The organism is Psychrobacter sp. HII-4 (assembly GCF_904846595.1).
Classification (GTDB): Bacteria; Pseudomonadota; Gammaproteobacteria; order Pseudomonadales; family Moraxellaceae; genus Psychrobacter; species Psychrobacter celer.
This window is the reverse complement of the sequence record NZ_CAJHBJ010000004.1, coordinates 31,619-45,709: the sequence shown is the minus strand read 5'-3', so window position 1 is coordinate 45,709 and position 14,091 is coordinate 31,619. Positions and strand designations below refer to the sequence as shown.

The following is a 14,091-nucleotide window of genomic DNA, read 5'->3' as shown; positions in this document are numbered from 1 at the left end:
ACTTCTTAGTATTACTTGTAAAATGCAAATCCTTATGTATCCAAATTAACATATGGCAATCATTCATCTATCCATATTTAAGCTATTTTTTGTGCGATGGATGTAAGTTTTGTCAGTTTTTTGGGCAGGTTTTTAAGTTTCCATGGTCAAAATCAAAGCTTTATGTAATCTTTAAGCGAAATGATATTCATTTGTGCCGCCTTATCAAATGGCCTAAACTGCTGTCAGCTCAAACATCACTGCTCAGCTGATAAGTGTTATGAGGGCCTGATTCTTGTGCAGCGTTTGATCACTCATGCTTAAACGCTTTATGATCATATGACACAAAGGAATATCGGCTTGCCCGTGTGCGATAGATTTTTCATGCTAAAATAATGCGAATTTGCCTATTCTATTTTGTGGTAATAACCGGTAGTTATGTACTGACACCTTTTTGCCCTCTCCTTTTTTAAAATATTGACGAAATAAGCAGCGCTCCTATGACTCAACAGCCGACGACTCAACAGCCAACCTCTCAGGCTTCTTCGCAAACCGATCACTCAGCACCGTCAGCGGACGGCTTTGTCCTAACACCACCTGCCGTCTTTCCTTATAAAGAGCAGCAGCTCACGGCTCGCGCGCGTATCGAAGCTGAGATGACCAAGCGTATCTTGATGCTTGATGGTGCGATGGGAACACAGATTCAGACATATAAGCTCGAGGAAGCCGACTATCGCGGTGAGCGCTTCGCTGATATCGAGCAAGACGTGCGCGGCAATAATGATCTGCTCGTGCTCACGCAGCCGCAGATGATTACCGATATCCATCATGACCACCTAGCCGCTGGCGCTGATATTATCGAGACCAATAGCTTTAATGGTACGCGGCTATCGATGTCTGACTACGATATGGAATATCTGGTGCCAGAGCTGAACAAGACCGCAGCGCAAATAGCACGGGTGGCAGCTGACGAATTTACCGCAAAAACCCCTAACAAGCCGCGCTTTGTCGCTGGGGTCATCGGCCCAACTTCGCGTACCTGTTCGATCTCTCCTGATGTCAATGACCCTGCCTTTCGCAATATCACCTTTGATGAATTGGTGCTCAATTACCGCGAGGCGACACTGGCACTGATCGAAGGCGGCGTCGATATTCTATTGATTGAGACCATCTTTGACACCCTAAACGCCAAAGCGGCGATATTTGCCATCACCGGCGTATTTGATGATATCGGCTTTGAGCTGCCGATTATGATCTCAGGCACCATCACCGATGCCTCAGGTCGCACGCTATCGGGGCAAACGGCGGAAGCGTTTTATAACTCTATCCGTCACGCCAAGCCTTTATCAGTTGGCTTTAACTGCGCGCTCGGTGCTGATGCGCTGCGCCCGCATATTCAGACGCTCTCAAACATCGCTGACACTTATGTCTCAGCCCACCCTAATGCCGGCTTGCCAAATGAGTTCGGTGAATATGACGAAACCGCTGAAGAAACGGCTGCGCTGCTAGAAGGCTTTGCCAAAGCGGGCATCCTAAATATCGTGGGCGGCTGCTGTGGTACTACTCCTGAGCATATCCGCCACATTGCGGATATGGTGGCGAACTATCCGCCGCGCGTGATACCAGAGATTGCCCCTGCTTGTCGTCTGTCTGGGCTTGAGCCGTTCAACATCACCGCCGACAGTCTGTTTGTCAACGTCGGTGAGCGTACCAACGTCACAGGTTCTAAAAAGTTCTTACGCTTGATCAAAACCGAAGCTTATACCGAAGCCCTCGATGTCGCGCGCGATCAAGTCGAGGGCGGTGCGCAAATCGTCGATATCAATATGGACGAGGGTATGCTCGACTCCAAGCAAGCGATGATTCATTTTGTCAACTTAGTTTCGGGTGAGCCGGATATCAGCCGCGTACCCTTGATGCTTGACTCGTCAAAATGGGACATTATCGAAGAAGGCCTCAAGCGCGCGCAAGGCAAATGCGTGGTCAACTCCATCTCCTTAAAAGAAGGCTACGATGAGTTCGTGCGTCATGCCAAGCTGTGTATGCGCTACGGCGCGGCGATCATCGTCATGGCCTTCGATGAGGACGGTCAAGCGGATACTTATGAGCGCAAAATCCAGATCTGTCAGCGTAGCTATGACGTACTGGTCAACGAAGTTGGCTTCCCGTCTGAGGACATCATCTTTGACCCCAATATCTTTGCGGTCGCCACCGGTATCACCGAGCACAATAACTACGGCGCTGACTTTATTAATGCGACTAGATGGATCACGGAGAATCTGCCTAATGCTATGGTGTCAGGCGGCGTGTCCAACGTCTCATTTAGCTTCCGTGGTAACCCCATTCGTGAAGCCATCAACTCGGTATTTCTTTATCATGCGATCAAAAATGGCTTGACCATGGGTATCGTCAACCCATCAATGCTAGAAGTCTATGACGATATCCCTATCGCGGCGCGCGAGGCGATTGAGGATGTCATGCTCAATCGCAATCAAGGCGAGAGTGGTCAGGATGCCACCGAACGCTTGATGACTATCGCTGAGAGCTATCAAGATGGCGGTAAGAAAAAAGACAGCACCGTCGATATGAGCTGGCGCGAGGGCACGGTAGAAGAGCGCATTGCCCATGCACTGGTCAAAGGCATCACCACCTTTATCGAAGCCGATACCAAAGAAGCATGGGAGAAATACCCCAAACCACTCGACGTTATCGAAGGGCCTTTGATGGATGGCATGAATATCGTCGGTGATTTATTTGGCTCGGGTAAGATGTTCCTACCGCAAGTGGTCAAGTCGGCGCGCGTCATGAAGCAGTCCGTCGCTTGGCTGAACCCGTACATCGAAGCGGAAAAAGTCGAGGGCGAAGTCAAAGGTAAAGTCCTGATGGCAACCGTCAAAGGCGACGTCCATGATATCGGCAAAAACATCGTCGGCGTGGTGCTCGGCTGTAACGGCTACGACATCCTTGATCTGGGCGTGATGGTGCCATGCGAGACGATTCTCGATACCGCTATCAAAGAGAAAGTCGATGTCATCGGTCTATCAGGACTGATTACCCCGAGTCTCGATGAGATGGTCTATGTTGCCAAGCAAATGCAAGAGCGCGGCATGACTCTACCCTTGATGATCGGCGGCGCAACAACCTCCAAAGCCCATACTGCGGTCAAAGTCGAGCCGCAATATAGTAATGATGCAGTCATCTATGTGGCGGACGCCTCGCGCTCGGTCGGCGTGGTGACCAAGCTGCTCTCCAAAGACAACCGTCAAAGTCTCATCGATGAGACCCGCGAAGAGTATATCAAAGTGCGCGAGCGTCTCGCGAAGCGTCAACCCAAAGCGGCGAAGCTGACTTATGCTGAATCAGTTGAGGGTGGTTTTCAATACGATTGGGACAACTATACACCGCCTGTACCGAATCAGCTCGGCCAAGTGATACTGGACGACTACCCTATCGATAAGCTGCTCCCTTATATCGACTGGACGCCGTTCTTTATCTCTTGGGGTCTAGCAGGTAAGTATCCAAAAATCTTGCAAGATGAGGTCGTTGGAGAAGCCGCGCGTGATCTGTTCGATAACGCCAAGAACCTGATGCAAAAAATGATTGATGAAAAGTTAGTCGTCGCTAAAGGGGTGTTTAAAATCATGCCAGCCAAGCGCACTGGCACCGATACCCTCACCGTTTATGATAAAGCGCTGGAAGACGGCGGACAGCCAACTCATACCTTTGAGCATCTGCGCCAACAATCGGATAAAGCCAGCGGCAAGCCAAACTTTAGCTTGGCCGACTTTATCTCACCGTCGGACACGCACACTGATTATCTAGGCGGCTTTACCGTCTCCATCATCGGTACTGAAGCACTCGCTGAAAAGTATAAAGCGGCAGGCGACGATTATAATGCCATCATGGTACAAGCGCTGTCTGATCGCCTAGCCGAAGCCTTTGCCGAGCACTTGCACGAGCGCATTCGTAAAGACTACTGGGGCTATCAGGCTGATGAGGAACTTACCAACGATGAGCTGATCAAAGAAAAATACGTTGGCATCCGCCCAGCGCCAGGCTATCCGGCTTGCCCTGAGCATACGGAGAAAGGCAAATTATTTGATTGGCTGGGTACAGTGGACGCTATCGGCACGACGCTCACCGAGAGCTATGCAATGTGGCCAGCATCTTCGGTCAGTGGCTTTTATTATTCGCATCCTGAGAGTGAGTACTTTAACGTCGGAAAGATTGGGCGTGATCAGTTAGAGGATTATGCCACTCGTAAAGATTGGGATATGAATACTGCTGAGAAGTGGTTGAATCCGAATTTGTAGATTATTAATGGTTTAGTGAGATATTATTGACTACATTCGGCGTACTAATTAAAAGTTAGTACGCCGTTTTTTATCTCTTAAACACAACTCAAAGAAGCTTTAACTTTTTTGTGCGACAACACTTATACCTTATCCTCTCAGCAGATGTTCACACTGTCTTTTCTTAAATATTCTAAATAGTTAATATTTCAATTCGCATATCCAGATTAGTTTTGTTATATTTATAACTATAGATATAAAATGGCTTGTTTACTCTTGGGCAGTCACTATATAGCAGTACTGGTGGTGACGATTTATCATTTTATTATCAGATGGATATCAATGTTGAAGGTAATAAGTTGACTTTCATCGGCTATGAAGATCAAGATGAAGTACAAAGCAATGATGGCGAAGATGTCATATTTGATCGCCAGTAACAACTAATCTTTCAATTAACATGAAGTTCAGCTTATCGATTGGTAGGCTGAATTTTTTAATTTAGACTAATTACCCTTCCCCCACCCACACCGCTCAGAACAATACACGACCTGCTCCCAATCCTTTTCCCACTTTTTACGCCACGTAAACGGGCGCTGGCAGACGGGGTAGATTTTTTACGGTGGCTTTACTCACAAACCTGTAACCCCTCTTTAAAGCACGCACTATATTTGTTTGCCATTTCAATTCGTAACTGAGTATTTGGGTGGGTGGATAAGAAGTCAGACAGTTTGTCTTCTTCGGCAGATGCCTCGCTATCTGTGGTTTTCTGTTCTTTCTGTTTTGTAGCCTCACTATCGTTTTCTTGATTTTCCACTGCTGTCGAATAATCTTCCATACGACTTAGAATATCTACAAAAGACTGTGGGTCGATACCAATTTTGAGCATTTTGTTAAATGCGAACTTGTCTGCTTCGGTCTCATATTGACGTGAATAGTGGTTTGATACCAAGGCAGTGCCCAATCCTGTCGCCAGCTCACTGATACCATCTGGATTGCCCAAGACCAATATCACAATCATAGTCGTTAGTGAATTTTGGGTTAGCATTTCTAAGCCATGACGCTCTACCACATGACCCATTTCATGCAACAGTACGGCGTCTATCTCATCGTTATTTTGACTCAGCTCAACAAACTTATCCGTCAAAATAATATCACCAGATGGTAAGGCAAAGGCGTTGGGCTGACTGACGTCGCCGATACTCATATTGCGAAAATGAATCTGATAATCAATGTTATCACCACCGCCAAACGGCTTCAGACGAGCATTAAATCGAGAGACAATCTGTTGTTGTTTAGCCTCACTGACTTGAGTGGGCTTTAAAAAATAACGATCCATAAAGTCCAAAGAGCGCTTGCCTATAAACGTGCCCGTCTGTTGCGGTAGGGCATGCGCAACCGCTTGGCTCGTCCAAGGCAGCCCCCATTTTATAAAACCAAATGCAAATATCACGGTCATAACCAACATCGTCAAGACGCTGGTCATTTTCGTTTCATGATGATGTAAGCGTAAGCGCCACTTTGAGGCGGTATCGCTATTTTTATTACTCGTAATTAAACGATCGATAGCCTCATTATCCTTAGTCGTAAATAATGAGCCGTCAGCAAGTATGAGTTTTCGCTCCGTATTTCCTAAACGATCACTGATTTCAACGTGCGACCACTGACCACTAAGGAGTTGATGCTTACCAGTATCCTTATTGGTCTCATGGGCGACAATCTGTACTTTATACTGCGCGTTATCTACCGTAAGTTGAGCGGCGTGTTGGACTGAGCTGTCTTTTGGATACCATTTGCCTGAGACTGTATTTACCGATGCTGTCTGTGTCATAAATACTCTTATTATCTCCACGTGTAGGCGTCACTTTAAGATGGTAATCAATGATGGAAATGGTTGGAACAAAGCGGATTAATGGGCGCTTTTTAGATAGCAATATCAATATCGACATCTAAAACATCGCCAATCTCTTCACCAATAGCAGACTGCTCTTGCTCTTTTTGAGTCAAATAGTGATTAATATCCAACTCTGAGGATTGTATCCACGAGTTGTCCGCGACATAGCGCGCAACACGAACTTTTGCCCAAGGCGTTGCTAAGCCAATAGTAAATAACACCAACAGCATATTTGTGATTAACACATAAAAATAACCACGAGCACTCACCGTTGATTTAAACGTAATCGCTTTATCCAGTGTCGTATTGGCAAATAAATACTCGCGTTGACGGCTAAATGAGTAGGCAGTCGCAAATAAAAAAGTGGCAATAAAACCAGCGAATAATGCAAGAAAGCCAACGATAAACCATGGGCTGGCATCCGCCCTTTCCATATTGCTAGACATATTGGTCAAGTTGACCTCTCCTGACATAGCAAACACCACTAATAGACCAGCGAGCACGGTAAGTAGCAACAAACCGCCTATAATAATGAGCACTCTTTTGAACTGAATTTTTACAAATTTTTTAGTATGAATATCCGTAAAGAACCTGCCTTGACCAAATCTCGTCTGCCCAATACGGTATTCCGATGATTTTTTAATAAAAAGCCCAAAGACAAAAAGACCTAAGCCAATGGCTGCTATTAACGCTGCTATAAATGCAATCAGACCAAACGTCGAACGAGCACCTTCATATATAGTTGATAATGATGATAAACAGCCAAAAATAAGCAGCGCAGTAGCGACATATCCCAATATAGGTATCAGCATATAGATAACATAAGCAGGTTTTAGAGCGCCGATAAAACCAAAACGTACGTTGCTAAAACTGGTCATGCGCATATTGAATTTTAAACTGCGCCAAATAATCCAAGGGACAAAAGCAAATAAAATAACAGGCAATATGATACTGATAAAAGGTAGAATAGAGCCAACAATCTGTATAGCAAGTAATATCAACACACCAATTAAATAACCAAGAAACAACTGCTTGCCTGTCGCATGGTAATCAAAATACCGATCTGCATACTCAAGATTTGCATAAAAATATCGACGTGTACGCACTTTTGCCCAAGGGTAATAAATACCAAAAGTGACGATGCACAGTAAAACATTCACAATCCATATTTTAAAAAATTCATTACCGCTACCATTAAACTGTATTTGCTTCATCCTATATTTATAACCTTATCACTATTGAGTTGATTCTGTATGCTGCTGGCTATTATGAATAACGCAGCCTCAATCTTTCATTTTACTTAAGCAATAAAAAATGATTTTTGGCTCACGATGAAAACCAACGCACCCTTATTTTGCTTTATATTTATCCATCAGCCTTACTCTTCCCCCGCCGACACCGCTCCGAACAATAAATCACCTGCTCCCAATCTTTCTCCCACTTCTTACGCCACGTAAACGGACGCTGGCAGACGGGGCAGGTTTTTTGTGGTAGGTTTGCCTTTTTATGTGCCATGATAACCCTTACCGATTACTCATAATCGTCAAATATTTTATTTAGGCGATTGAGACTGTTGACGATCAGCTTGCCTGATTGATCGGTGCTGCTATCAATCGCCAGCTTCTCATCCATACGCATCGTTAGCGGTGCAAGTGCATCTTTTAGAGCGTGTGCTATCAGCGCGGCCTGCTCTGTGACATCGGTGGTCGATGCTTGATCGTCAGTACGGCTCGATAGACTCTGAGCCATCTGCTGTACCAGTTGCTCGAGCGCGCCCACCAGTTGTACCATCAGTTGTTTTTGCATCTCTTGGTTTTGCTTGAGGTACTCGCCTTCGGCTTTATGGTCGTGCTTGTAGAGCTGTGTTAGCTGGTTCATACTTTTCTCAAAGCCATTATCGATACTATCGCTGACGACTTTAACATTGTCTACAAAACCTGAGAGCACGCTGTCGGCAAGGATTTTTTGTGACTCAAGCTGAGCCTCTCGTTTTATTTGCTCAGCTGACTCTTTTAAACGCGCCAGCTGCTCAGGATCATTTTTTGTTACATAGCTTTCAAACTGACTGCTAATGGCATGAAAGCCGCTAGCAAGATCGACAAGCTGCGCGACGATACGTGCGCCGATATCGCCATCCTCGCCGCCCATGGCTTTGTTACGCAAAAAGTCGGCTTTGATTTGCGCCCAGCGTGCCTTTTCATCCTCTGTCAGCACGCCGCGCATCTCACCAAGCTTCAGTAGATTGCTCTCTGCGCCTTGGGTGAGTAGCTGCGACTCGCCCAAATAGTGATCATCGATTAACTGATCCAGCTCTGCTTGATTCATGACGGCCGATAGTTTTTCGGTCATCTTATTCATGTTGCGGTAACTGCCTTGCAGCTTAAATATAGGCTCGGTGCGGTATTTATCATCTTGCGAGGCAGAGGCGATGTAGGCCTGATTGACATCAAGGATGACTGCTTGTACGGCAAACATATGACGCAAGACAGCAACAATTTCATTAACTTCTGAGGTGCTATACGGATAGCTCAGCTCGCTAGCTTGGGCTTGCACGAGGTTTGCATTGTCGGCCTTTGCCATTTTGATCAGTCGATGCACATCGCTTAAGTCGCGGTTTGCCAATGGCGCGAGGACACTATTAGAAGTGAGTGCGTTTTCGATATAACTGAGGGCAAACACCTCCTCCATACCGCTCATGATATCGCCAAGATTATAGATATCGGCACGGTTGGCGAGCATATCAGGGACTTTAAAGGCTTCGCCGCTTTCGGTATAGGGGTTACCCGCCATTACCACACAGAACTTTTTGCCGCGCATGTCATAGGTTTTGGTCTTGCCTTGCCAAACGCCATCGATACGCCGCGTACCATCGCCCAGTGAGATGAATTTTTGTAAAAACTCGGCATGCGTATGCTGAATATCATCAAGATAGAGCATGACGTTATTGCCCATCTCAAAGGCTAAGTTGATCTTGTTTAGCTCCTCGCGTGCGGTGGCATTGGGCGCTTTTTCGGGATCTAATGAGGTGACATCATGACCGAGTGACGGACAGTTAATCTTCATAAAGATCAGGCCGAGACGATTGGCCACATACTCCATCAAGGTGGTCTTACCGTACCCTGGCGGTGATATCATCATAAGGATACCCATCAGGTCGGTACGCTTGTCCTCACCGACGGTACCCATTTGCTTGGCAAGATTGTCACCGATCAATGGCAGATAGCTCTCATTAATCAGGCGGTTACGCACAAAGGATGATAGCGGACGCGGCATAAACTCATTTAGCCGCAGCTCGTCTTTTGCCTCATGCAATATCTCAGTACGCATCGCCAGATAGCGCCTATAGGCCGGAATGACTTGGCTGTCGTGATGATGCAAACGGCTTAAAAAATCATCGACCGCAAAGGTGAGGGTCTGCTGATGAATACGCTGATGCTCGCCCAATAAGCTGCCCACCTGTATCTCAAGCGCCACCTTACTTGTACTACGTACAAAGCTTTGTACTTGATTTAGCGGGTGTTTGCCATTGGATAAAGACGAGGATGCTATAAAGGATAAGGTCGATGCCGAGGCGTGCTCCGACGCCCTTGCATCAACGCTGACGCCCGACGTACTCAAGCGCTGCAATAAAGATGCGCGCATGGGGTCATCTAACTGGGTGAGCATGATAGCAATCGCCTCAGGTACATAATGGCGACCGATCTCCACCTGCTGCTGACGCCGCGCTTCCTCTTCTGCTCGCTTAGTGCGCACATCTTCGCTAGGCGCATCACCATCATCAGCACCATCATCAGCACTGCTACTATCTGTAGTCTGATCTGTAGCTATGCTATCTAGCAAAGCATAGAACCAAGTGGCTAGTAGCTCATAGGCAGATTTTGGCTGCAAGGTCAGCTTGCCAATAGAGGACTGCAGCTGCGTCATGCTTTGAGTAGCTTGCCCGCCGCTTGGAGCAGCATCCAATGCTTGGCGCAGCTGATCACACAGCGCTTGTGCTTGCTGGCTGGTTTGCCATGATAATGATAGCTTGTGATCGACAGTATCACTATCTAGACCACTGGCGAGCATCCCACTTGCATCAGTGCCAGCCTGCCCCATGACACTGACCAAGTATTCGCAGGCTTGCTGTACGTGCTGGTATTGAAAGATAGTGGCGTCATTGCTATTGCTAGTATGATGACTATTACTGCCTGTATGGCTGCCATCATAAGCCGTAACAAACTCGCGCATGAGCATGGTCATATCAGCAATTAATAGCGCCTGCGCCCGATCGCTGCCAAGGCTACGCCGCAGCTGCTCGGCAGTCACCGCTCTATCGAGCCAGCTGCCGACTTGTATCAGCACGTTTTCATTTAGCCAAGTGTCATAGCCAAAGGGTCGCATAGCTTCTAGGCCAAGCGCTTGTACAAGGGACAGTTGCCAATAAAACAGCTGCGCCAGCGCGCGCACTTGCGGTGTATAAATAAGTAAACCGGCATCGCGTAGCGTGGGCAGGATTTGGAGCAATAGCAATGTGGCATCATGATCATGAATGCCTTTGTCAAACCCAAGCTGATAACGCGGCGTGGCATACGCTTTGACCAATGCGGCCAGTGGACTGCTGGCAGTAATCTCGCCGCTGCTATCTATCGTATGAGCTGTACTGGCCATACTGACCGTGTCGTCATAAGCCTGATACAGACGCGCCTGCGTCAGGCCGTCTTGATTGTTTTTCGCGCTCTCGATGATGCGATAGGCCAAGTATTCAGCGCGGTACACCGTATCAGACTCAGAGGCGATACTCATGTCCCAATATGGGCGCAGCGCATTTAATTCTACATTATCGAGCACTTCATAATAGTCGGTACCCGTCAGATGCAAATTGAGCACGCGCGTACCATCGGACTGCTGACGACTGAGCAGCGTTAAGTCCAGCGGCTGAGTGTTGACCGAAAAGCGATGACGGCCAAGCTTGATGATCTGCCCACCGTCTTCAAACAGATCCGACTTGTCTTTGAGGCTCTTATAGCTTTCAACCTGAATGGCTTTGAGGCGTGCATCGATATCGTCTGCTTTGACGCTAAAGCCCATCTGTTGTAAGTCTTTGGCGATGCTCCGTACTTTTTGTACCAGACCATCAGAGGCAAAGTAAGTATTGAGCGCTTCTTCCTCGGCAAATCCAGTGACGCCAGTGCTTTGGGTGCGTTTTTTGATACTCTCAAGCATCCGTAGTGCGCCATCGCCTAGGTTTTGCGCCCGGCGATTACGGGCATCGAGCAGCTGCTGTTTATGATTTTCAAAAGTATCAAAAATCTCTTCGCGCTTGGTGATGATATCTGCCAAAAACTGATCGCCGCCCCCCGTCTCAGGATCAGCAAACTGACTCTCAAGCTCCTCTAGCTGCACCAGTAGCTTGGCCATTTGCTCGTCTGATTTCTCCGGCGTATTGGCAATCGACAAGGCATTGGCAATCGACTGACCAAACAGCTTAAACTGCGCGCCAAATTGCGCAATCGCTTCGGCAGAACCTAAGCTTTTACGTTTATGATTGAGCTTGGCTTTGTTTTGATTGAGGCGCGAGTAAATGGACGATATGTCATCGATGATTTGCGTACGGACGGTGGCATCAGCGACATCGAGGGTGCCCAGCAGCTCGGTCAACAAGTCCAGCCCTGCAGCGGTATCGTCGATTTGCTCAAGCACCGGTTTGAGCTCGCTATTGGTTTCGGCGGTGTCTAGACGTTCGCTGACCTCTGCTAAAATATCCTCATAGCTGGATAATGCCTCCTCACCGCTTAAAAACGTCACGGTTTTTTCGGCCAGCTCGCTCTCTGCTTCCTCCAATTGTTTTTGCAATGCTTGTAACTTATCACTATCTAAATAACGCAAGTCCTCTAAGCCGACCAGCCGACCTTTTTGCCGCCTGAGCGCTGATAACTGCGCCACATAGTCACTGGCTGACTCAAAGTTTGTGATTTTTATTTGCCGCAGGATATCATTTTGCTGAGCGTCGGCATCCGCTAGGGCTGCTTGGGTTTGTTTTTGGATGCTTTGGACTTTGGCAAACTCATCAATGACCAGCTCGGCGGTGGCGGTGACGTCTTTGATACTGCCTGCAATATCGGCCAGCTCTGGCTCGGACAACCAATAATAGCTATCAAAGAGACGACTGGTATTGTCGGCGAGCTCTTCATAAAGCTTTTGCGAGACGCTTTGATTGTCAATGAGGCGAGTGATGCTATAAAGATCTGAGATACCACGTACCAGCTCTTTGTTACCGATTTTGCCATAAAAGCTCGTGCTTTCAGGCAACTCGCTGACATACTCATGCGACGCATACGGCGTATGCCATATCTGCATTGGATGAATACGTGACGGCTCATTTTGCGCACTAAACAGCACCAAACGGCCGTTTTCAGCCAGCGCCATGCCGTTACAATAAATGGGGTTTGCCAGCTGTTTTTTGATAAGGTTGTAAGGAAATAGCCCCGTGACGCCAAGTGCTCGGTCATAAAACAAAAACAATACATCTTCGCCATTGGGCGAGATGATCTTACGTTTAAACTTTAGGTTTTTTCCCGTGCCGCTACCCGTACTGGTGTTGGCATCGCCATTATGAGCATCAAACAGCTTATACTCGCCTGTCTGCAGATAGTAGCCTCCAGGGAAGATGATGCCGTGATCCTCAGGCAGCTGCACACACGACTGCCCGATGGCATCCAGCCGCAGCACAGCCTCGGTCAAGGTGTTATAAACAAAGTAGCGATAGCTGTCCTCGCGATACGGTAATATTTTGAGGAGGATTAAGCTGCCCACCTTGGCATAATCAATCTGAGCATCGGTAAGCGACTGGGTACGGTCATCGACCGGCTCGCTATAGATGCCCTGCCCTGACTCGGTATTGTCCTCAATCTTGATGGTCAAGTCACCGCCGACCGTTTCCACAAATATGGTGTCTAGGATATTCATGTGCGGATATTTGCCATTGATCATCTGCTCACGCGTGGTCTCTATCCACTCAAAATCATAAGCAGGTGGTAGCTCAATATCGCGCTCACCGCGATTGTCGACATAAGCCACTTGCGCAGCCTTTGGTGTGCCTTCGCTAAAATCAAGCGCAAAGCGAAACACCCGAATATCGCTGATACGCTCACCGATCTGAAACGCCAGCAAAAGCTTGCTGTCTTTGACCGTCAGCTGCATAAGGCGCGTTTGCTTGTAATAGCGGTATAGCTCGTTGAAGTCTTTTACAAAAGCTTGCTGATCTAAAAAAGTCCCTGCCAACTCGACTTCTTCTAACTGATACGCCTCTTCTTGATTGGCTTGGCTTTTCTGCGCGCCCTCCTCAGCCGTATCGCCACCATCAGTTGCCTTGCTCAGACGATATAGCGATAGCACATCCTTGATACTACTGGCGCGCTTAAGCCCCATAAAGACGTTGTAACCAAACAGCAAATAATCACCGACCTGTACCATATCTTGCGCCACGCAGTTATATTCGGTACGAATGCGTGTGCGGGCAATCACTTGCATCTGTGTGCTGCCAAACTCTTGTAGGCGCGCATTATTTAAGGTCGCGGTTTGCTGCTCTAAGCGGCTACCTTGCTCGGTAAGGCGCTTTTTTATAAGCTCATAGGCGTTACCTGAAGCGACGGCCTGATCGGCTTGACTGCTGGGCTGGGCTTGATTGGCTTGGCTATCGTTGTCGGTGCTATCTAGATTGGTTGGGTTTTGCGTATCCGCCATCGTAAGTCGTCCACTTCTGTTTTTATATAATAAGAGAGTTTTGGGCAATAAGAAAAGATGAGATAAATCTAAGAAAATCTTGACTGGTCTAAAAAAACGAAAAGTAACGTTAAGCGACAAAGACGCGGATAAGCTTTTTTAGACCAGCCAGCTCGGTACTGTCATGAGCTGACCAAAAAACCTGCCGCCACAGCAGCAGATTTT

7 protein-coding genes are annotated in these 14,091 nt (G+C 47.4%); 2 read left to right on the top strand and 5 right to left on the bottom strand.

What is annotated here, in order from left to right:
• The first annotated feature begins 479 nt into the window (after nt 1-479).
• Together metH and JMX98_RS03780 are read left to right on the top strand one after the other, a co-directional pair.
• Nucleotides 480-4,292 carry a methionine synthase gene (gene metH, locus JMX98_RS03785; protein ID WP_201584816.1) on the top strand — a complete coding sequence of 1,271 codons (3,813 nt, stop codon included), beginning with the start codon at nt 480-482 and terminating at the stop codon, nt 4,290-4,292.
• A 245-nt stretch (nt 4,293-4,537) separates the two neighbouring features.
• Nucleotides 4,538-4,708: a hypothetical protein gene (locus JMX98_RS03780; protein WP_201584815.1), complete on the top strand. Its 171-nt coding sequence runs from the start codon at nt 4,538-4,540 to the stop codon at nt 4,706-4,708.
• Nucleotides 4,709-4,774: 66 nt separating this feature from the next.
• Here the strand turns inward: JMX98_RS03780 and JMX98_RS03775 are convergent, their stop codons facing one another.
• The 5 genes from JMX98_RS03775 to JMX98_RS03755 form a co-directional block, all read right to left on the bottom strand.
• The gene (locus JMX98_RS03775; protein WP_201584906.1) at nt 4,775-4,882 is read right to left on the bottom strand and encodes a DUF2256 domain-containing protein; all 108 of its coding nucleotides are present in this window, start codon (nt 4,880-4,882) and stop codon (nt 4,775-4,777) included.
• A 14-nt stretch (nt 4,883-4,896) separates the two neighbouring features.
• A complete protein-coding gene (locus JMX98_RS03770; RefSeq protein ID WP_201584814.1) occupies nt 4,897-6,099 on the bottom strand; it encodes a M48 family metallopeptidase in 1,203 nt (400 codons plus the stop codon).
• 92 nt (nt 6,100-6,191) lie between these two features.
• The gene (locus JMX98_RS03765) at nt 6,192-7,376 is read right to left on the bottom strand and encodes a YjgN family protein (protein ID WP_201584813.1); all 1,185 of its coding nucleotides are present in this window, start codon (nt 7,374-7,376) and stop codon (nt 6,192-6,194) included.
• Nucleotides 7,377-7,527: 151 nt separating this feature from the next.
• Nucleotides 7,528-7,677 carry a DUF2256 domain-containing protein gene (locus JMX98_RS03760; protein ID WP_201584812.1) on the bottom strand — a complete coding sequence of 50 codons (150 nt, stop codon included), beginning with the start codon at nt 7,675-7,677 and terminating at the stop codon, nt 7,528-7,530.
• A 15-nt stretch (nt 7,678-7,692) separates the two neighbouring features.
• Nucleotides 7,693-13,887, bottom strand: coding sequence for a DNA repair ATPase (locus JMX98_RS03755; RefSeq protein ID WP_201584810.1), 6,195 nt, complete (start codon nt 13,885-13,887; stop codon nt 7,693-7,695).
• Nucleotides 13,888-14,091 lie beyond the last annotated feature (204 nt).

Coding starts and splice junctions, on each gene's coding strand:
- JMX98_RS03760 (WP_201584812.1), bottom strand. CDS start 7,677: ATGGCACATAAAAAGGCAAACCTACCACAAAAAACCTGCCCCGTCTGC.
- JMX98_RS03755 (WP_201584810.1), bottom strand. CDS start 13,887: ATGGCGGATACGCAAAACCCAACCAATCTAGATAGCACCGACAACGAT.
- JMX98_RS03765 (WP_201584813.1), bottom strand. CDS start 7,376: ATGAAGCAAATACAGTTTAATGGTAGCGGTAATGAATTTTTTAAAATA.
- JMX98_RS03770 (WP_201584814.1), bottom strand. CDS start 6,099: ATGACACAGACAGCATCGGTAAATACAGTCTCAGGCAAATGGTATCCA.
- metH (WP_201584816.1), top strand. CDS start 480: ATGACTCAACAGCCGACGACTCAACAGCCAACCTCTCAGGCTTCTTCG.